The organism is Nocardia colli, from assembly GCF_008704205.1.
In the GTDB taxonomy this organism is placed as follows: Bacteria; Actinomycetota; Actinomycetes; order Mycobacteriales; family Mycobacteriaceae; genus Nocardia; species Nocardia colli.
Window position 1 is genome coordinate 1,073,008 of the sequence record NZ_VXLC01000003.1, and the last position, 19,159, is coordinate 1,092,166.

The 19,159-nt window shown below is 67.7% G+C and carries 19 protein-coding genes; 8 read left to right on the top strand and 11 right to left on the bottom strand.

Features of this window, described 5'->3' with window-relative positions:
* Positions 1 to 36 precede the first annotated feature (36 nt).
* Together F3087_RS11680 and F3087_RS11685 are read left to right on the top strand one after the other, a co-directional pair.
* A complete protein-coding gene (locus F3087_RS11680; protein ID WP_150401836.1) occupies positions 37 to 1,740 on the top strand; it encodes a bifunctional metallophosphatase/5'-nucleotidase in 1,704 nt (567 codons plus the stop codon).
* A gap of 314 nt (positions 1,741 to 2,054) precedes the next feature.
* Positions 2,055 to 4,067 (top strand): SDR family oxidoreductase, encoded by a 2,013-nt coding sequence (locus F3087_RS11685; RefSeq protein ID WP_150401837.1) that lies wholly within the window; start codon positions 2,055 to 2,057, stop codon positions 4,065 to 4,067.
* 122 nt (positions 4,068 to 4,189) lie between these two features.
* Here F3087_RS11685 and F3087_RS11690 read toward each other — a convergent pair whose 3' ends face one another.
* The 3 genes from F3087_RS11690 to F3087_RS11700 all read right to left on the bottom strand — a co-directional run bounded on the left by F3087_RS11690 (position 4,190) and on the right by F3087_RS11700 (position 6,469).
* Positions 4,190 to 4,408 (bottom strand): hypothetical protein, encoded by a 219-nt coding sequence (locus tag F3087_RS11690; RefSeq protein ID WP_150401838.1) that lies wholly within the window; start codon positions 4,406 to 4,408, stop codon positions 4,190 to 4,192.
* 212 nt (positions 4,409 to 4,620) lie between these two features.
* Complete coding sequence (locus tag F3087_RS11695; protein ID WP_150401839.1) at positions 4,621 to 5,277, bottom strand: cutinase family protein; 657 nt, start codon at positions 5,275 to 5,277, stop codon at positions 4,621 to 4,623.
* A gap of 163 nt (positions 5,278 to 5,440) precedes the next feature.
* Positions 5,441 to 6,469, bottom strand: coding sequence for a zinc-binding alcohol dehydrogenase family protein (locus F3087_RS11700; protein WP_375923674.1), 1,029 nt, complete (start codon positions 6,467 to 6,469; stop codon positions 5,441 to 5,443).
* A gap of 193 nt (positions 6,470 to 6,662) precedes the next feature.
* On the opposite strand from F3087_RS11700, the gene F3087_RS11705 reads away from it, so the two are divergent.
* Together F3087_RS11705 and F3087_RS11710 are read left to right on the top strand one after the other, a co-directional pair.
* On the top strand, positions 6,663 to 7,301 hold the full coding sequence (locus F3087_RS11705) for a TetR/AcrR family transcriptional regulator (protein WP_150401841.1): 639 nt from the start codon (positions 6,663 to 6,665) through the stop codon (positions 7,299 to 7,301).
* Between the two features lie 2 nt (positions 7,302 to 7,303).
* A complete protein-coding gene (locus F3087_RS11710; protein WP_150401842.1) occupies positions 7,304 to 8,983 on the top strand; it encodes an FAD-binding dehydrogenase in 1,680 nt (559 codons plus the stop codon).
* On the opposite strand, the gene F3087_RS11715 is transcribed toward F3087_RS11710, so the two are convergent.
* Positions 8,980 to 9,924, bottom strand: coding sequence for an expansin EXLX1 family cellulose-binding protein (locus tag F3087_RS11715; protein ID WP_150401843.1), 945 nt, complete (start codon positions 9,922 to 9,924; stop codon positions 8,980 to 8,982). The two genes, F3087_RS11710 and F3087_RS11715, sit on opposite strands and share 4 nt — an antisense overlap.
* A gap of 187 nt (positions 9,925 to 10,111) precedes the next feature.
* Complete coding sequence (locus tag F3087_RS11720; RefSeq protein ID WP_191093907.1) at positions 10,112 to 11,254, bottom strand: acyl-CoA dehydrogenase family protein; 1,143 nt, start codon at positions 11,252 to 11,254, stop codon at positions 10,112 to 10,114.
* 154 nt (positions 11,255 to 11,408) lie between these two features.
* Between F3087_RS11720 and hemC the strand changes: the two genes are divergently transcribed.
* Complete coding sequence (gene hemC, locus F3087_RS11725; RefSeq protein WP_150401845.1) at positions 11,409 to 12,338, top strand: hydroxymethylbilane synthase; 930 nt, start codon at positions 11,409 to 11,411, stop codon at positions 12,336 to 12,338.
* Between the two features lie 8 nt (positions 12,339 to 12,346).
* Here hemC and F3087_RS11730 read toward each other — a convergent pair whose 3' ends face one another.
* Together F3087_RS11730 and F3087_RS11735 are read right to left on the bottom strand one after the other, a co-directional pair.
* Entirely contained in the window at positions 12,347 to 13,189 is an 843-nt protein-coding gene (locus tag F3087_RS11730; protein ID WP_150401846.1) for an IclR family transcriptional regulator, read from the bottom strand.
* A 145-nt stretch (positions 13,190 to 13,334) separates the two neighbouring features.
* Entirely contained in the window at positions 13,335 to 13,592 is a 258-nt protein-coding gene (locus F3087_RS11735; protein ID WP_150401847.1) for a three-helix bundle dimerization domain-containing protein, read from the bottom strand.
* 172 nt (positions 13,593 to 13,764) lie between these two features.
* Between F3087_RS11735 and F3087_RS11740 the strand changes: the two genes are divergently transcribed.
* Positions 13,765 to 14,247, top strand: a complete 483-nt coding sequence (locus F3087_RS11740; RefSeq protein ID WP_150401848.1) for a nuclear transport factor 2 family protein — start codon at positions 13,765 to 13,767, stop codon at positions 14,245 to 14,247.
* 73 nt (positions 14,248 to 14,320) lie between these two features.
* Complete coding sequence (locus F3087_RS11745) at positions 14,321 to 15,370, top strand: aminotransferase class V-fold PLP-dependent enzyme (protein ID WP_150401849.1); 1,050 nt, start codon at positions 14,321 to 14,323, stop codon at positions 15,368 to 15,370.
* A gap of 10 nt (positions 15,371 to 15,380) precedes the next feature.
* On the opposite strand, the gene F3087_RS11750 is transcribed toward F3087_RS11745, so the two are convergent.
* A complete protein-coding gene (locus tag F3087_RS11750; RefSeq protein WP_150401850.1) occupies positions 15,381 to 16,241 on the bottom strand; it encodes a fumarylacetoacetate hydrolase family protein in 861 nt (286 codons plus the stop codon).
* On the bottom strand, positions 16,238 to 17,128 hold the full coding sequence (locus F3087_RS11755) for an amidohydrolase family protein (protein WP_317983918.1): 891 nt from the start codon (positions 17,126 to 17,128) through the stop codon (positions 16,238 to 16,240). Before F3087_RS11755 ends, F3087_RS11750 begins: the two co-directional genes overlap by 4 nt.
* 31 nt (positions 17,129 to 17,159) lie before the next feature.
* On the opposite strand from F3087_RS11755, the gene F3087_RS11760 reads away from it, so the two are divergent.
* On the top strand, positions 17,160 to 17,828 hold the full coding sequence (locus F3087_RS11760; protein ID WP_150401852.1) for a FadR/GntR family transcriptional regulator: 669 nt from the start codon (positions 17,160 to 17,162) through the stop codon (positions 17,826 to 17,828).
* A 92-nt stretch (positions 17,829 to 17,920) separates the two neighbouring features.
* Here the strand turns inward: F3087_RS11760 and F3087_RS11765 are convergent, their stop codons facing one another.
* Together F3087_RS11765 and F3087_RS11770 are read right to left on the bottom strand one after the other, a co-directional pair.
* A complete protein-coding gene (locus tag F3087_RS11765) occupies positions 17,921 to 18,835 on the bottom strand; it encodes an aldo/keto reductase (protein WP_150401853.1) in 915 nt (304 codons plus the stop codon).
* Positions 18,828 to 19,157, bottom strand: a complete 330-nt coding sequence (locus F3087_RS11770) for an L-rhamnose mutarotase (RefSeq protein WP_150401854.1) — start codon at positions 19,155 to 19,157, stop codon at positions 18,828 to 18,830. Before F3087_RS11770 ends, F3087_RS11765 begins: the two co-directional genes overlap by 8 nt.
* Between the last annotated feature and the right edge of the window lie 2 nt (positions 19,158 to 19,159).

Sequence of the window (19,159 nt, forward strand, 5' to 3'; positions counted from 1 at the left end):
CTGACAGCGGCGGGCCGTGCGTGGGACAGTCTGTGCATGAACGCGCGCCGCCGCCTTGCCGCTGTTGTTGCCGGAATCGTCAGCGTCGTCTTGGTCGCGGGCTGCGGCACCGCGAACGACAAGGGCAGCGGTCCGACGACCTCGACCGTGGCGGGGGTCATCCCGCTCATCTCGACGAACGATCTGCGCGCGGCGAAGCCCGACGAGGTGCACCTGTTCGGGCTCAACGATCTGCACGGCAACCTCGAACCGCCGGCCGGCTCGACCGGGAAGGTGTCCGGCTACGACGCGGGCGGCGCGGCCTACCTGGCGACGCATCTGGCGCGGCTGAAGGCGGCCTATCCGGCCAGCGCGATCGTCGCGGCGGGCGACGACATCGGCGCCAGTCCGCTGGTGTCCGGGCTCTTCCACGACGAGCCGACCATCACGTTCATGAACAACATCGGGGTCGCCGCCTCCTCGGTCGGCAACCACGAATTCGACCACGGCGTAATGGAATTGGCGCGGCTCCAGCAGGGCGGCTGCGCGCCGGACGGTTGTTCGCCGGGCGAGCCGTTCACCGGGGCCGAGTTCCCGTACCTCGCCGCGAACGTCACCGATGCCGAGGGCAAGCTGCCGCCGTCGCTGAAGCCGTGGACCATCGTGCAGGTCGGCGGCCACAAGATCGGCCTGGTCGGCACGGTCACCCCCGATACCGTGAATCTCGTTTTCCCCGAGGGCATTCGAGGATTCACCTTCGGTGACGAGGCGGCGGCGATCAACCACTACGTCCCGGAGATGAAGGCCGCGGGCGCCGAGACGGTGGTCGCGCTGATGCACGACGGCGGCAGCCAGCGCGCCGCCGCCGGCGCGCAGGTCGACTACAACGGCTGCGCCGACATCACGCCGAACGTCACCGACCTCGCCAAGCGCGTCGACCCGGCGGTGAAGGCGCTCTTCACCGCGCACAGCCATCAGTCCTACGTGTGCACCATCGACGGCAAGTCGGTCACCCAGGCGGCCTCCTACGGCCGGTTGATCACCGACCTGACGCTCAGCTTCACCCCCGACGGCGTGCAGGCCTCGGCGGTCAATCGCGTGGTGACCCGCGACGTCACGCCCGACGCGTCCGCCACCGCCCTGGTGAACTTCTACACCGAGCAGGCCCGCCCGCGCACCGCCCGGGTGGTCGGCGCGGCCGCCGCGACGCTGCCGCACGATCCGGACGCCACCGGCGTCTCGCCGCTCGGCAACGTCATCGCCGACTCGATGCTCGCGGCCACCGCCGGGCCGGTGCCCGCGGTAGCGGCGTTCATGAACCCGGGCGGCGTCCGCGCCGACATCAAGGCCGGGCCGGTCACCTACGGCGACATCTACACGGTCCAGCCGTTCGGCAATCAGGTCGTCACCCTCACCCTGACCGGCCAGCAGGTCCTGCGCCTGCTCGAACAGCAGTGGGACAACGCCAGCAAGCCCGCGATGCTGTCCCCCGCGGGCATCACCTACGCCTACTCGGACTCAGCGCCCAAGGGCGCCAAGGTGATCGGCGACAGCGTCCGCATCGCGGGCCAGCCGCTGAACCCGACCGCCACCTACCGGATCACCACCAACAGCTTCCTCGCGTCCGGCGGCGACGGCTTCACCGTCTTCATCCAGGGCACCGACAACGTCCCCGGGCCCACCGATCTGGTCGCCTTCGAGGCCCTCTTCCGGGACAAGTCACCGGTCCAGCTGCCGCCCGCCCGGGTGGAGAAGCGATAACTGTTCGGTAGCCCAACTTAATTGGACAATTGACCAGTACTGGGATATCTGGAAATTGTTGTAACACTTACCCTTTGACCTGCGCCGATGGGTGACCAGTCCCACAACGTGATCCAGCCCGGAACGCTTGCCGGAGTTGATCTGGACCCATTACTGTTTCGCATAAGTCAGGACGAAGGGGTTCCTACTTTCGGCCCGATCGCTGTTACCGCGTCAGGTCTGCGTCTCGCGGCCGAACCTTATCTCCGCATTCACCGTTGCATGCCGGATGACTTGTGCGACAACACGGTTCGAATGAACAGCAGGAGAGGGCGATGGCTACTTACATCGTGACGGGCGGTACCGGATTCTTGGGCCGGCGGGTCGTTCAGGAGCTCCTGGACCGGGAGCCCGACGCCGTCATTCATGTCCTGGTGCGCGAAGAGTCGTTGCAGAAGTTCGCCGACCTGGCCACCGGATGGGACGGCGGCGAGCGGGTGTTCTCGCTGGTCGGCGACCTCACCGCGGACGGGCTCGGCCTGACCAGGGAGGCGCCGCGGGCCGACCACGTGATCCACCTCGGCGCGGTCTACGACATGACCGCCGACGAGGAGACCGCGCACGCGGCCAATGTCGCGGGCACCCGGTCGGTACTCGGCCTGGCGCGCTCGATCGGCGCTGTGCTGCACCATGTTTCGTCGGTCGCGGTGGCCGGCGACCACAAGGGCAAGTTCTTCGAGGAGGACTTCGACCTCGGCCAGCAGCTCACCTCGCCGTACCACCGGACCAAGTTCGCGGCGGAAAAGCTCGTCCGTGAATCGCGCGGCGTGCGCTGGCGGGTCTATCGGCCCGCGATCGTGGTCGGCGACTCGCGCACCGGCGAGATGGACAAGATCGACGGCCCGTACTACTTCTTCTCCGCGATCGCCAAGCTCGCCGCGCTGCCTGCCGAGCTGCCGATGCCGCTGCCCGATCTCGGCGCGACCAACATCGTGCCGGTCGACTACGTGGCCGCCGCGATGGCCGCGCTGGTGCGCAGGCCCGGCCTGGACGGGCGCACCTTCCACCTGGTGAACCCCGAGCCGCAGCCGTTCAGCGACGTGTACGGGGCGCTCGCCACGGCCGCCGGTGCGCCCGCCGGAATCGGCGTCGTGCCGCTCAGCGCTCGCGCGCTCAGCGGACTGTCGCACCTGCCCGGAGTTCCGGCCGTGCGCGATTTCCTGTTGGAGCAGTTGGGGATTCCCGCTGCCGTCGCTCCGCACACCTCGTTCGCGGCGGAGTTCATCTCCGACTCGACCCGGGCGCAGCTGCGCGGCACCGGCCTGTCCGTGCCGTCGTTCGACAGTTACGCCGGACAGCTGTGGCAGTACTGGCGTGCGCACCTCGACACGCATCGCGGGCAGCCCGCGGTGTCCGACGAGCCGCTCGACGGGCGGATCGTGCTGATCACCGGCGCGTCGTCGGGCATCGGCCTGGCCACCGCGCACGCGGTCGCCCGGCGCGGCGCCACCGTGCTGATGGTGGCCCGCGGCAAGGACGATCTGGCCGACGCGGCCGATTCGGTGCGCGCGGAAGGCGGTGTGGCCTATGACTATCCGTGCGACATCACCGACGCGGACGGCGTCGAGACGCTGGTGCAGACCATCCTCACCGAGCACGGCCACGTCGACTACCTGGTGAACAACGCGGGCCGATCGATTCGCCGTTCGGTGCTGAACTCCACCGACCGCATGCACGATTTCGAGCGGACGATGGCGGTCAACTACTTCGGCGCGGTCCGGTTGATCCTGGCGCTGCTGCCCTCGATGCGGGCCCGGCGCTTCGGCCATGTCGTCAACATCTCCTCGATCGCGGTGCAGACCAAGGTGCCCCGGTTCGCCGCGTACGTGGCGAGCAAGTCGGCGCTGGACAACTTCAGCGAGATCGCCGCGGTCGAAAACCGGGACGTGGGCATCACTTTCACCTCGGTGCGGATGCCGCTGGTGCGCACCCCGATGATCGCGCCGACCGATCTCTACAAGTCGCTGCCGGTGCCGGACCCGGATCAGGCCGCCACCATCGTGGTGCGCGCCCTGGAGGACCGCCCGCACCGAATCGACACTCCGGTCGGCACTTTCGCCCAGGCCGTCGATCTGCTGATGCCCTCGGTCAAACGCTCGATCCTGCACCAAGGCTTCCGCATTTTCGGCGAATCCACTGCGGCACAAGGCAAGAAGCCGTCAACCAAGCCAACCGGCACCTCAGGCCGCAGCCCGTTGACCGTACTCGCCCCCGTCCTCATGCCACTGATGTCCATGCCCCGCCCCGCAGCACGCGTAGCCAGGGTGGTCCCCGGCTTACAGTGGTAGCACCCCGCGCACCGTTTCGCCCGCCGCGCATAGCCTCGCCCGCCGCGCACAAATCAGCTAACGATTTCGTGCGCGGCGGAGCAAACTGTGCGCGGCAGGCGGGTTTTGCGGTGCGCGAGTAGTCAGATTCGCGCGTGGTTGGGCGGGACGATATCGGGGTAGCGGCCGTGGATTCGGGCTATGCAGTGGCGTACGGTGTGCAGTTCGGCGTGGAGTTCACGCAGCCGCTGGGTCTGGTAAGTCCTTTCGGCGGTATTGATGGCACGCGCGAGGGTGCGTGCGTGTGCGGCAAGCAAGTCCAGAAATACCCGGGCTTGTGCGATGTCGGAATCATCGGACATTCGCTGTTCTTAGCACGGGCGCCGACCCCGCACCACTCGAACTGTGCGCGTTCCACGGGATTTCGCCGCAGCGTATCCGAATCGAAAAGGACCACGGTTGTTTCAGAGAAATTCGTGGTGCGCGCGCACAATTCGACAGCGGCGGACCTGAACGGCCGGCGACGGGGGCCGACTGCCTGCCGACCCCCGTCGCGGATTCCCCGGCCGGAGAACTACACCCGGCTCGCGACCAACTCGGCCGCGGGCCACATGGCCCAGGCGTAGTTGGAATGCTGGGTCGGATCGCCGCCGCCGGTGCACACCGGATCCCCGGCCGTGCAGTAGTTTCCGGTGCGCCACGCGTACAGATCCGGCACGTTCCAGCCGGTCAGCCGCATCGGATCACCGAACAACAGCACTGCCGCGACGCGTGATTCCAGGTCGGCCGGCAAAGTGCTGATGCCACCGAGCGCCGTCACCGCGCCGGTGCCGAGCACGCCGTGCGTGACGACCGCGCCCTGCGAATAGCCGACCAGGACGAACCGCTGGTCCGGGCAGGCCGCCGCCTGCCACAGGACGTGCGCGGTCATGTCCTGGGTGCCGCGACTGATCGACCCTGGATCCAGCAGGTCCGCAGGATAATTGACGCGGTAGGCGACCGTGCTCACCGGAAGCCGGTGCAGCAGTGTGCCGTAGAGCGGGTCGCCGGCCACCGCGCCGAGGTACCCGGGTTCCTGGGTGCCCCTGGCGACTACGACATCGACGGCCGCGCACGGCGCGGCCAGCGCGGGCAATCCTGTCGTCGCTCCGAATCCCGCGACGAGCAGTAGCACCACGAATGCTTGCACTACCCGCCACTTCTCGAAATGAATTACCTTCCGGTCTGCCATTGTGATCACCCGCTCACGCCGTTGTGAGAAGCCGAATGACACTTGTCAGGGACAAGTGCCACTCGGCTATATCTGCGAAGGTAAGAACGGCGGAGCAGGCCGTCAAGCAAAACGACCCGAACGATGCGTAGTCAGCGCCGAATCGTGTCCTGGCGTACCTTTTCTATGGCACGAGAACCGCTGCGCCCGTGAAACGTCCGTGCGCGAGGTCGGCGAGGGCCTGATTTGCCATCCCCAAGGAGTACCCACGGGTGGTGACTTCTATGCGATGTTCGCCTGCGAGAGTGAGAAATTCACGGGCATCGGTGCGGGTGTTCGAGGTGACCGAGCGAATTTCCCGCTCCTGGAACAGATGCCGCTGGTAATTCAGCGCGGGGATGTCGCTGAGGTGAATACCCGCGATGGCCAGGATGCCGCCGCGATCCAGCGCCTCCAGCGCGGGCGGCACGAGCGTGCCGACGGGGGCGAACAAGATCGCCGAATCCAGTTGCACCGGAGGCAGATCCGCCGCGCCCTGCACCGAGCTGGCGCCGAGTTCGCGGGCCAGCTCCTGTGCGGCCGGGTCGCGGGTCATCACGTGCAGTTCCGCGCCGCGGGCCAGCGCGACCTGCGCGGCGATGTGCGCGCTGCCGCCGAAGCCGTACAGGCCGAGGCGTCCGCCGGGCGGCAGCTCGGCCCGTTGCAGCGCGCGGTAGCCGATGATGCCCGCGCACAGCAGCGGCGCAAGTTCGTTGTCCGCGTAGCCATCCGGTAGCCGGAGCGCGTACGCAGCCGGGACGGTGGCGAATTCGGCGTATCCGCCGTCGGCGTCCCAGCCGGTGTATGCCGAACGGGGACAGAGATTTTCCGCGCCGCGCAGGCAGAACTTGCAGGCGCCGCAGGTGTGCCGGAGCCACGCGATGCCGACCCGGTCGCCGACGGCGAATTCCTCGGTGAAGCGCGCGTCCTCCGCGACCGCGCCGACCGCCGAGCCGACGGCGACCACTTCGCCGACCACCTCGTGTCCCGGCACCACGCCCGCGCGATGCACCGGCAAGTCCCCCTCGGCCACATGCAGATCGGTTCGGCACACACCGCAGGCCAGCACGCGCACGAGTAACTCGTCGGCGGCGGGTTCGGGCACCGGTTCGCGCACCTGATCCAGCGGCGCTTCATCGATCGGCCCGGGCCGGCGCACCCGCCAGCCGGTCATCGATGCGGTCCGGGCAACCTCGTTCATACCGATCTCCCCTCGTGGTCAGGATGCACGGTCGTATCGAGCTGCGCCCACCCTACTCGTCCGATTTCGCCACGTCACAGCTCCGCTTCTGATACATTTATGTATTGAATACATTTCTGTATCCAGTTGGCCGGCACTCCGTCGGCCGCGCCCGAGGAGGTGCCCGTTGGCGTCGTCCGCCGAAGCGAAGACCTCGGCAACCCGGGTCACCCGCCGCCGCGCCGAGACCAGGGATCGGCTGCTCACCGCCGCGTACGAGGCGTTCGCCGAGGAAGGCTTCGGCAAGGCCACCGTGGAACGGGTCTGTGAGCGGGCCGGATTCACCCGCGGCGCGTTCTACTCCAATTTCGGCTCGCTCGACGAGCTGTTCCTGGCCATGTGGGAGCAGCGCTCGGCGGCCATGCTCGCCGACGTGCAACGCATGCTCGACGAGATCCCGGTCGGCACCGACGACGTGCGCACCTCGATCGAACGCCTGGAACGCGCGGTACCCGTCGATGAGGGCTGGTACCGGATCACCGCCGAGTTCACCACGCACGCGTTGCGCAATCCCGGGCTGCGCCGGGTGATGGCCGCGCGCGAGGAGGCGATCGTGAACGCCCTCATGCCGGCCGTCGTCGCCGGGCTGGCCCGGGTCGGGCGCACCGTGCCCGACCCGGAGGCGCTCGGGCAGGCACTGGTCGCGGTGCACGACGGCACCAGCGTGCAGGTGCTGATGGAACCGCGCAGCCGGGTCGCGCGGCGTCGGCGCACCGACCTCATCTATCACGTCGTGCTGGCCTACAGCACCGAAACCAAAGGATGAACATGTCCGATCCCGCATTCGCCGAGCAGGCAGATGTCATCGTCGTCGGCGCTGGGCTGGCCGGCCTGGTCGCGACCCACGAGCTGGTCAAGGCGGGCCGCAAGGTGCTCGTGCTCGATCAGGAGAACCGCAACAACCTCGGCGGGCAAGCCTTTTGGTCGCTCGGCGGACTGTTCATGGTGGACACGCCCGAACAGCGGCGGCTCGGCATCAAGGACTCCTACGACCTGGCGTTGCAGGATTGGCTCGGCTCCGCCGGTTTCGACCGCGACGACGAGGACCTGTGGGGCCGGCAGTGGGCCGAGGCGTACGTGCGCTTCGCGACCGACGAGAAGCGCGACTACCTGCACGAGCTCGGGCTGCGGGTGACGCCGCTGATCAGCTGGGCCGAGCGCGGCGGGAGTTTCGCGGACGGGCACGGTAATTCGGTGCCGCGCTTCCATCTCACCTGGGGCACCGGGCCCGAGGTGGTACGGGTGTTCGCCGAGCCGGTGCTGGAGGGTGAGCGAAAGGGGCTCGTCGGCTTCGGTTTCCGGCATCGGGTCGACGAACTGATCGTCGAGGACGACGCGGTGGTCGGCGTACGCGGCAGTGTCCTGGAAGAGACCGATCTCAAGCGCGGCAAGGCGTCGTCGCGAAACATCGTCGGCGAGTTCGAGTTCCGGGCGAAGGCGGTGATCGTCACCTCCGGCGGCATCGGCCATAACCACGAGCTGATCCGCCGCAATTGGCCCACCGAGCGGCTCGGCAAGTGCCCCGAGACGATGATCTCCGGCGTGCCCGCGCACGTGGACGGGCGGATGCTCGGCATCACCGAGTCCGCCGGCGGGGCCATCGTGAACCGGGATCGCATGTGGCACTACACCGAAGGCATCAACAACTGGGATTCGATCTGGCCCGATCACGGCATCCGGATCATCCCCGGCCCGTCCTCGCTGTGGTTCGACGCGAACGGAAAGCGGTTGCCCGCACCGTGTTTCCCCGGTTTCGACACCATGTCCACGATGAAGGAGATCCTGGCCACCGGCTACGACTACTCCTGGTTCGTGCTCACCCAGTCGATCATCGAGAAGGAGTTCGCGCTCTCGGGTTCCGAGCAGAACCCCGACATCACCGGCAAGGACCTGAAATTCACGCTCAAGAGCCGGTTGGCCAAGGGCGCGCCGGGTCCGGTGGAGGCGTTCAAGCAGCACGGCGTGGATTTCGTGGTCGCGGACAACCTGCGCGAGCTGGTCGCCGGGATGAACAAGATCGCGCGCGGCCCGCAGCTCGACCACGACGCGCTGGAACGCCAGATCGTCGCCAGGGACCGGGATGTGGCGAACAAGTACTCCAAGGACAGCCAACTGATGGCGATCACCAACGCGCGCCAGTTCCTCGGCGACAAGGTGAGCCGGGTGGCCAAGCCGCACCGCATCCTCGACCCGGCGGCCGGTCCGCTCATCGCGGTGCGATTGAACATCCTCACCCGAAAGACGTTGGGCGGCTTGCAGACCAACCTCGACTCGCAGGTGATGCGCCCGGACGGCACCGCGTTCCCCGGCCTCTACGCTGCGGGCGAGGTGGCCGGGTTCGGCGGCGGCGGGGTGCACGGATACAACGCACTGGAGGGCACCTTCCTCGGCGGGTGCATCTTCTCCGGGCGTGCGGCAGGTAAGGCGCTGGGCGCGAAACTCCGTTAGCGCCTACAGCTTGCGGGCAGGTTCTGCGCGAGCGACGGCGCGGCGGCCTGCGTGGTCGGCGCGATCACCGGCGGCCTGGTGGTCTCCGGTGCGGTGAACGCCGGTGTCCCGGCATAGAGCCGGGCGCCGGTCGCCCGCACACCCGGGGTGAGGGTGATGCCGAGGATCTCCGCCTGGTCGCCGTGCACGTCGGTGACGCGCGCGTCGAACGGGCCCGGCCCGGCGCCGGAGATGGACCAGTAGTTGTCCATGCCCCGGCTGAGGTTCTGCCACGCGCCGCCGGTGTACGGCCGAATAGCGACCTCCCGCAACGGGTTTCCGGATCCGCTGAGCAGGATCGCGAACCAGGCGCTGCTGGAGTCCGGTTTCACCTGATAGAACAGCTCCGGCGGCGGCTCGGGATTGCGCACCACGCTGTAGCGGACCTTGGCCACCCCGTCGGACAGATCGGCGAGCTGGGTGAAGGCGGCGACGCTCAAATCCAGTTGTCCCGGAGCACATGCCGGGCAACGGTCGACGATGAGCGCGCGCACATCGCCGCGCGGACCCTGGATGTCGAGGTACGCGCCGCACGGATCGGCCCGGCCGAACTCCGGCGTCGACATGCCCACATAGAAGCCGTCCATGGGTAGCCCGGGGAACGAGCAGGACACGCCTTGGCTGAACGAATAGAAGCGGGCCTCCCCCGTGACGACGGCCGGCGGTTCCTGCGCGGGCGCCGCAGTGGGCTCAATACTGCTGGCGGCCACCGGCGTTCGCGAGGTCGCCGACTGGACCAGCACGTTCGAGGTGGCCGGCGCGCCGGTCGCGTTCGGCGTATCGCAGCGTACCGGCTCCGGGCGGGTCAGCCACACGGCCATGCCCGCGATGGCGACCAAGCCGATCGCGGACCAGAGCCACCCCGAACGGAAGTGTCGTTGGTTGATCGGTATGCGGTGCATCGCTCCCCGACTACGCCTCTACCTACTCACGGACTCTCCATCCTGACGTCCATAGGAAAGCAGCCGAACGGTCGTCGCATGCCGGGAACGTAAATTATCCGCAGTGAAAAGACCATGCTTCAGCAATCGTGAGGCAAATGCCCAGCATCCTCCTGGACACTTCCGCAGCCCACCGGAAATTAACCGGCTAGCTGAACCCGTCCATCAGCGAAAGCACCCGCAGCATCACCTCATCCGCGCCGCCGCCGATGCTCAGCAGGCGGCTGTCCCGGTAGGCGCGCGAGGTCCAAGTCTCCGTCATATAGCCGGTGCCGCCGTGAATTTGCAGACACCAGTCCGCGACCTGACGCGAGAGCCGGCCCGCGTCCAGCTTGGCGATCGTGGCCATCCGCGTGACATCGTTACCGGCCGTGTAGGACTGGGCGATCGCCTCGGTGTAGACGCGCAGCATGTCGACCTTCGCGGCGAGTTCGGCGTAGGTGTATTGCAGGTACTGGTTCGCGGTCAGCGGCTGTCCGAACACCTTGCGCTGCTTGGCGTAGTCGCGGGTCAGTTCCAATTGCATGGCACAGCTGATCGGCGCGCTGTAGGCGGCGAACATTCGCTCCATCACGAACTGCGACATCTGCTGCTGGAAGCCCTTACCGATCTCACCGATGGTGTTGCGCACCGGAACTCGCACGTCCTCGAAGGTGAGCAGGCCGGTGTCGGAGGCGCGCATGCCCAGCTTGTCGAGCTTGCGGTCGACGCGGAAGCCGGGGGTGTCGGTAGGAATGATGATCTGGCTCATCCCGCGATACCCGCCCTCCGGCGAGGTGCGCACGAGGGTGCACAGCCAGTCCGCCTGAACGGCGTTGGTGATGAACACTTTCGAGCCGTTGATCACCCAGTCGTCGCCGTCGCGGCGCGCGCTGGTCCGGATCCCCGCGACGTCCGAACCGGCCTCCGGCTCGGTAACCGCTACGCCGCACACGGTTTCACCGCGCATGGCGGGCGCGAGGTACTCCTGCTTGAGTTCCTCGCTGCCGTGCGCGTGCAGCGACGGCGTGGCCATGGCGACGTGCACGCCGAGCGCCATCGGAAACGACCCGTGCGCGACGCGACCCAGTTCCTGGCACAGCACCACGGTGAACAGATGGTCGGCGCCCTGCCCGGAGTAGGCCGGGTCGTACTCGAGGCCCAGGATGCCGAGCTTGGCCAGGTCGGCGAAGATCTCGTGCAGCGGCATCATCTCGGCCTGTTCCCACTCGTCGACGTGGGGATTGATCTTCTGCTCGAGGTAGCGCCGGACCATCGCCCGGAACTCCTGATGTTCGTCGCTGTACATCACGTGCTCCTACTCCGAGTCCCCTCCGCCCTCCTTATTGTCACTGTGCCAGTACCGCTCGTCACACTATTTCTCATTTCCGGTGCTGGGCGATTCCCGGTGCGCAGTGTCAGAGGGCGTGCGGATCGTCGGCGCGGGCAGGAGTAACGTGCCGGGCATGTCGCGTGCCCGCATCATCCGGATCGCCACTCGGTCCAGTCCCATGGCATTGGCCCAGGCCGAGCAGGTCGCCGCCCTGCTCGGCGAGCTCGGGGTGGACAGCGAGCTGGTCAAGGTCACCACCGCGGGCGATCGCTGGATGGGCGATCTGTCCAAGCTCGGCGGCAAGGGCGCCTTCGTCAAGGAGATCGACCACGCGCTGCTGGTGGACGACGCCGACCTGGCGGTGCACTGCCTCAAGGACATCCCCGGCGACATCCCGGTGCCCGAGGGGTTGAAGTTCGCCGGCTACCTGCCGCGCGACGACGTGCACGACGCGGTGATCACCGCCGACGGTGCTCCGCTCGCCGAGCAGCCCGCGGGCACCGTGGTCGGCACCAGCTCGGTGCGCCGGCGGGCCCAGCTGCTGCTGCACTACCCGCACCTCACGGTGAAACCGTTGCGCGGCAACGTCAACACCCGGCTGGCGCGGCTCGAAGAGGGCCACATCGATGTGCTGATCGCGGCCGTCTCCGGCCTGCACCGCGTCGACCAGGCGCATCGGATCACCGAGACCCTCGACCTGGACACCATGTGCCCGCCCATCGGTGCGGGCATCATCACCCTCGAATGCCGCGCCGACGACGCCGAGCTCCTGGAACTCGGTGCCCGCCTAGACCATTCGGAGACGCACCGGCAGGCCGACGCCGAGCGCGCCATGCTGCACGCTCTGCAAGGACACTGCAACTCCCCCATCGCCGGTTACGCGAGCACCGAGGCGACCGGCCGGTTGACCTTGCACGGCAAGGTGTTCAACGAGGACGGCACGCAGTGGCTGGACTCACACCAGTGGGGCGTTCCGGAGGATCCGCAGGCGCTCGGCTTCTTCGTCGGCGCGGATCTGCTGCGCCAGGGCGCGCGGGCGATCATCGACGCCATCCCGCACTGAGCGGATAGTCAGCGCCAGCGGGCGTGGCGCGGGAACAGGGAACGACCTGCCTCGTGCGCGACCTCGACGAGGACGCGGGCCAGTCGCGCGGTGTCCAAAGCTGTTCGTTCGCCGCCGATTTGGCCGGACAGCGAGAGTGCGGCAACCGCGGCGCCGCGACCGCGGATGGGCACGGCCACGCAGGCGATGCCCGCCACCGATTCCTCGTTGTCCACCGCGACGCCTTGCCGTTGCCGGATGCGGGCCAGTTCGCGATGCAATTCGGCTCTGTCGCAGATGGTTCGGGCGGTCAGTTGCGGAAGGTGATCGCGGAAGGACGTTTCGACGATGCTCGGCTCCAGCGACGCCAGCAGCGCCTTGCCGAGCGCCGTACTGTGCGCGGGCATCCGGCCGCCGAGCCGGGTCGGCACCGTCGCGGCGAACCGGCCGCCGGCCTTGTCCAGGTAGAGCACCTCGCGGCCGTCGAGCACGCCGAGATGTCCGACCATGCCGGTTCGTTGACAGAGATCGTGCAGCAGCGGGCTCACCACATCGCGAATCTCGTTGTGGTCGGCGGCAAGTCCGCCCAGCTCCAGCGTGCGCATGCCCAGTCGATAGCCGCCGGGGGCGTGCGCGAGCCAGCGTAGCCGGATCATCTGGTCCAGGATGCGATGCACCGTGGAGCGCGGCAGGCCGGTGCGTTCGGACAGGCCGAGCAGCGTGAGGGTGGGCGTCGCGCCGTCGAAAGCGTCCAGTATCAACGTCATTCGCTCGATCATCGATACCGGCGGCTGTGGCGGCCGGGCGGACACCGGTGCCGAACCCGCCCACAACTCGCCGGATTCGGGAGGAGTCACCGCCTCGACCGTCATAGCTCACCTCCACTGTGGCGCTCGCCTAGAGCTTAGATCACGTTTGTGTCACCCATCACAGTGCCTCGGCGAGGGCTCGGTGGAATCCCGGAAACTACGGAGACCACTACGGATCTTCTCGGTAGCCGGGAACGAAACTTGACAGCTAGACCCCGCTGTCCCGGTGGCCGACCATGGCGTACAACCACTCTCGGGTGTACCGCTCGGCCAGCAGCGGAAGGAAGGTGTCGATGGTGGCGTGGTCGGCGACGTGATCGTAGGCCGAGCGCAGGAACTGCTCGATGGCGTCGTCATCGATGACACCGTCGAACTCCTCCTCCAGGCGGACCGCGGCGGCATGCAGCGCGACCGCCTGGTCGAGCGACGGATCGTGGGGGTTGGGCGAGGTAACAGGGCTCTTCACAGCAGACTCCCGATCGTGACGAGACATTCGGTGCGGTTGAGCGCATGCGCTGGCTTCGGCATGCCTCATCGAGTCGAGTACCCAACGGTCGGCTCAGGACACAAATACGTTCCGAGCGAGAAAATTAGAACAGGTTATTGTCTGTCCGGCGGCGGCGTGCCACGCTGGTCGAATGGATCTCGCCGCCATCGAAGCCGTCCGTCAGCTCAAGTACCGCTATTTCCGGACGCTCGACCTCAAACGGTGGGACGAGTTCGGCGACACCCTCGCGGTCGACGCCGCCGGCCGCTACGGCACGCACGCCCTCGGCGAGCCACTCGTCCTGGACGGCCGCGACACCATCATCGCGTTCATGCGGGAAAACCTCGGCCCGACAGTCGTCACGGTGCACATCGCGACCCATCCGGAGATCACCGTCGACGGCGAAACCGCTACCGGCTCATGGGCTTTCGAGGACACCGTCATCGCCACCGAATACGGCGCGCTGATCCGCGGGGCCGGCTACTACTCCGACACCTATCGCCTCGACTCCGACGGCAGCTGGCGCATCACCTCGACCAGCTACCAGCGCATCTACGAATCGATGCAGTCGCTCTCGGACACCCCCAGCCATCAGCTCCTCACCAATATGTGGGCGACACCGACACCGAAATAGGCGCCACCCCGAGCGGTCCACTTTCGAGGTGCTGGCGCTGGACGAGGTCGGACGGGCGGCGGATGCTCCTACTATGTCCCCCCTTGCGCCCGAAGAATTCTCGACCGAAGTCACCTACCTCAATACCGCGTCGTTCGGGCTGCCGTCCGCGCGTGCGCTGACCGCCCATCGCGAGGCGAGCGCGCGGTGGGCGGCGGGTCGCGGCGGTCCGATGACGAACGATTACCTGATCCCCAAGCTGCGCGAGTCGTATGCCGGGCTGCTGGCCGGCGCCACCGCGGACGATATCGCGCTGGGCAGCGCCGCCTCGCAGTTGATCGGCCCGGTCGCCGTCGCGCTGCCGCCGGGCGCCGAGGTACTGGTCGCCGAGGGCGAGTTCTCCTCGGTCACCATGCCTTTCCTGCATCGCGGCGATCTCACGGTGCGCACCGTGCCGCTGGAGCGGCTGACCGAGGAGGTGCGGCCGGAGACCGCGCTGGTCGCGGTGAGCGTGGTGCAGTCGGCGGACGGGCGGATGACGGATCTACCGGCGCTGCGGGCGGCGACCCGCGCGCACGGTGCGCGGCTGCTGGTGGATGCCACACAGGCGGCGAGCTGGTTGCCGTTGAATTTCGCCGATGCCGACTACTGGGTGTGCGCGACGTTCAAGTGGCTGATCGGGGCGCGCAGCATCGCCTTCTTCGCCGCGGGACCCGAGGCGACCGAGTCGGTGCGGCCGGTCGGGCCCGGCTGGTACGCGGCCGCGGATCCGTGGGCCGAGCTGTACAACCCGGTCAAGCTGCCGAGCACCGCCCGGCGCTTCGATTCCACGCCGGACTGGCTCGGGGTGATCGCCGCGAGCGCGGGCATCTCGCTGATCGAGGAGCTCACCGTCGAGCAGATCGGCGCGCACAACCTCGGCCTGGCCGACCGCTTCCGCGCCGGGCTGGCCGAGATCGGGCTGTCCGGGGTGCCGAACCGGGCGCCGATCGTCACCGTGCCCGGCGCGGGCGACGCCGCGCCGCGGCTGGAGGAGGCCGAGGTGATCACCTCCGCGCGCAATGGCGGGCTGCGCTTCTCGTTCCACCTGTACAACACCGTCGAGGACGTGGATCGGGCGCTGGAAGTGCTTGCCGCGCAATGACCGACGGGGTCTACGGCTGCGCTGCGACGGCATTGCGGCAGCGCTGCCTGGCCCGGCCGATTCCCTCGATCTCGACCTCCACCACGTCACCGTCGCGCAGATACGGATAGCGACCTGAAAGTGCCACCCCCGCAGGGGTTCCGGTGTTGATGACGTCGCCCGGTTCGAGGACGGCGTACTGCGAGAGGTGCCAGACCAGGTAGCCGACGTCGAAGATGAGGTCGGCGGTGCTGGAGTCCTGGCGCGGTTCGCCGTTCACGAACGAACGCAGCCGCAGGTTCCCGGCGTCGAGCCGGTCGCGCGGGACCAAGGACGGGCCGAGCGGGTTGAACGTCTCGCAGCACTTGCCTTTCGACCACTGGCCGCCCGATTGTTCGAGCTGGAAGGCGCGTTCGGAGACGTCGTTCGAGATGGTGTATCCGGCAATGTGATGCAGTGCTTCGCCGACGGAGTCGAGGTAGCGGGCGCGGCGGCCGATCACCACCGCCAGTTCCACCTCCCAGTCGGTCCGCTGGGAGCCGCGCGGGATCACTACGTCGTCGTAGGGGCCGACGACGGTGTTCGGGGTCTTGAAGAACAACACGGGCGTTTCCGGTGGTTCCGAGCCTGATTCGGTCGCGTGCGCGGCGTAGTTCATGCCGATGCACCACACCGCCTGCGGGCGGGCGATCGGCGCGCCGATGCGTTCGCCGGCGATGTCGATGCGCGGAAGTTGTTCCGCGGCAAGCGCCGCGGCAACGGCGGCGATGCCGTCCGCAGCGAGGAAATCGCCGTCGATGTCGGCGGTGAGCGAGCGCAGGTCGTAGGCCTGGTCACCGTCGACGACGATCGGTCGTTCCGTGCCCGGTTCGCCGATGCGCTGCAACTTCATTCGGGTACTCCTTCGGTCATCCAGGTCGGCGCGAGGGGTAGTTGGTAAGTGCGCCAGGCGACTTCGGTCAGGACTTGGTCGCGGTCGGCCGGAGTCAGGTGGTCCAGCGTGCCCATGGTCGTCTGCCAGACGGTCCGATACGACGCGGCCGTAAGTGTGAACGGCCAATCGCCGCCGACCATCAGGCGCGCGGGGCCGAACACCGCCAACGCGTGATCGACGTAGGGTTGCCAACGGGGAGAGCTGATCTCGTCGCCGGAGACCGTGGCCAGCCCGGAGATCTTGGCGACCACATTGGGTTGCGCGGCCGCGTCGGCCAGCAGCTCGGCCCATGGTTGCCAACCGCCGGTCGCGATCGGCGGCTTGCCCAGATGGTCGAGGACGATGGTCAGATCGGGGTGTTCCCGGGCGATGTGTGGCACCTGAGCGAGCAGATCCGGTCGTTCGGCCACCGCGTCGAAGGTCAGGCCCGCCTCGGCAAGCAGCGCGAGACTATCCGAAACCTCGGGCCGCAGCAGCCATTTCGGGTCAGGATCGCGGTGGATCAGGTGCCGGACGCCGACGAATTCCGGACGCGCGCGCAGGCTGGGCAGTTCGGCGGCGACGACATCCGGTCGATGCAGCGGCAGCCAGCCGACCACGGCCGCCGGATATGGGGCCCCCGCGGCGGCGGCCAGCAGCGCCCGATTCTCGGCCAGCGAATCGGACGCCTGCACCAGCACGACGGCGCCGACGCCGTGCTCGGCGAGCTCGGGCTGCACGTCGGCGAGAGTGTAGTTTCGGTATAAAACATCCGATGTTTCAGTTAACCAATCGTAGTGGACGTGGAACATTCCGCCGTCTATCCGCCAGATATGGACGTGGGAGTCTACAGTCATCGGAGGCATACGTTCACATCCTCGAAGGCGAAGGAAACAGGTGTCGGTCACCGACGACGCGATAGCGAAGATCAAGGCGATGATCATCTCCGGCGACCTGGAGCCGGGCGCGCGACTGCCCAGGGAGGCGGACCTCGCCGCGCAGCTCGGCGTCTCGCGCAACTCGTTGCGCGAAGCGGTCCGCGCGCTGTCGCTGGTCCGGATCCTGGACGTGCGCCAGGGCGACGGCACCTACGTGGCGAGCCTGGAACCCAAGTCGCTGCTCGACGCGATGAGCTTCCTGCTCGAATTCCACCAGGACGACTCGGTATTGGACATTCTCGGCATCCGGCGCATCCTGGAGCCGGCCGCGACCGCGCTGGCCGCGCAATCGATGCCGGAGGACGGGATCGCCCACCTGCGCACGCTGGTCGTGCCGGAGACCAACTCGGTGACCGAGCTGGTCGCGCTCGATCTCGAGTTCCATGCCGCGATCGCCGCCGCCTCGGGCAACAAAGTACTTGCGTCGCTGCTGGATTCGCTGTCGTTGCCGACCATGCGGGCGCGGATCTGGCGCGGGATCACCGAGGAGAAGGCGTTCGAGCGCACGGTCGCCGAACACCGCGGGATCTGCGACGCGATCGCGGCCCGCGATCCGGAACTGGCGCATGCCCGCGCCCTCGCCCACGTAGCGGGCGTGATGGAGTGGCTGCGCCGCGCGGCAGTTTGACCTGATCGCCGCACGCCTTTTGATTTCCCGCACCGAAATTTGCATGCGATTTTCGGTGCGGGAAATCAGAAGGCGTGCGTGTGTGTCGTGGGTCATGAGGACCGGGCCAGGTCGTGCCAGAGGTCTTCTGGGACGGGGGTGTTGAGCATCGCGATGGTGTCTTCGGCTTCCGCTTTTGTGCCCGCGCCGATGACGGTGGCGGAGACGGCCGGGTTGCGGCGTGGGAACTGCAACGCGGCGGCGCGCAGGGGGATGTCGTATTTCGCGCAGAGCCGGTCCATCGTTTGTGCGCGTTCGATGATGTGGCGTTGCGCAGGCCGGTAGTCGAAGGTTGCTCGACGCAGCGGATCCGCCAGGATTCCGCTGTTCAGGACGCCGGCGACGAGTACTCGGATGCCTCGGTGGGCGCATTCGGGGAGCAGCTCGGCTTCTGCGCGCCGGTCCAGCAGTGTGTATCGGCCGGCGATCATCACGTGGTCGATGGGCGTCTCGCGGACGAAACGCAGCGCAACGTCCACATCATTGACACCGACTCCGATGCCGGAAACGAGGCCTGCGTCGCGCATCCGCACCAATTCGGGCATTGCTCCGGCCAGCGTTTCGGCTTGATGCTCGTCCGGATCGTGGATCAGTAGCAGGTCTACCCGATCCAGTCCGAGTCGCGCCAACGAGTCTTCCAGGGACTGCCGTACACCGGCGGCCGAATAGTCCTGTCGCCTTGAACGTTTCGGGGCTCCGTAGAAATCGTGGACGCCATCGGGCGCGGACGGATCGTCGTAGAGCAGGCGGCCGACCTTCGTCGATACCGTGTACTCCGACCTGGAGCGCAGGAACCGTCCGAGGCGCTCCTCGCTGCTGCCCGCGCCATAGTGCGGCGCGGTGTCGAATGCGCGAATGCCCGCGTCCCACGCCGCCGCTATGCCGGCCTGGGCGTCTTCCTCGCTGACCGCACGGAACAGCCCCGCGTAACCCGCTCCGCCGAGAACGATGTCGGCTACATCATTCACCAGAACCACCCGAGGGATTCAGCTCCCACATCACCGGCAGCGGCGCGTCGGCGGCCGAATAGTCGTGCACCACTTCGAGATACTCGTTGATCCGCGCCTGCCATGCGACATTGACGGGCAACCCGGCCAACCTGGTCAACAGCAGATCGTAAGCGGCACAGTCGATCACGTGAAACAGGTCGGTCCCGCTGCGCCAGATGGTCCAGGACGTGGCCCCGGCATCCTTGATCGCGGCCACGAGTTCGGCGGGCACCGCCCGATGAGCGGCCTCGTACTCGGCCTCGGCTCCGGCTTTCAGCTTGGTGTGCAACGCGATTCGCATCC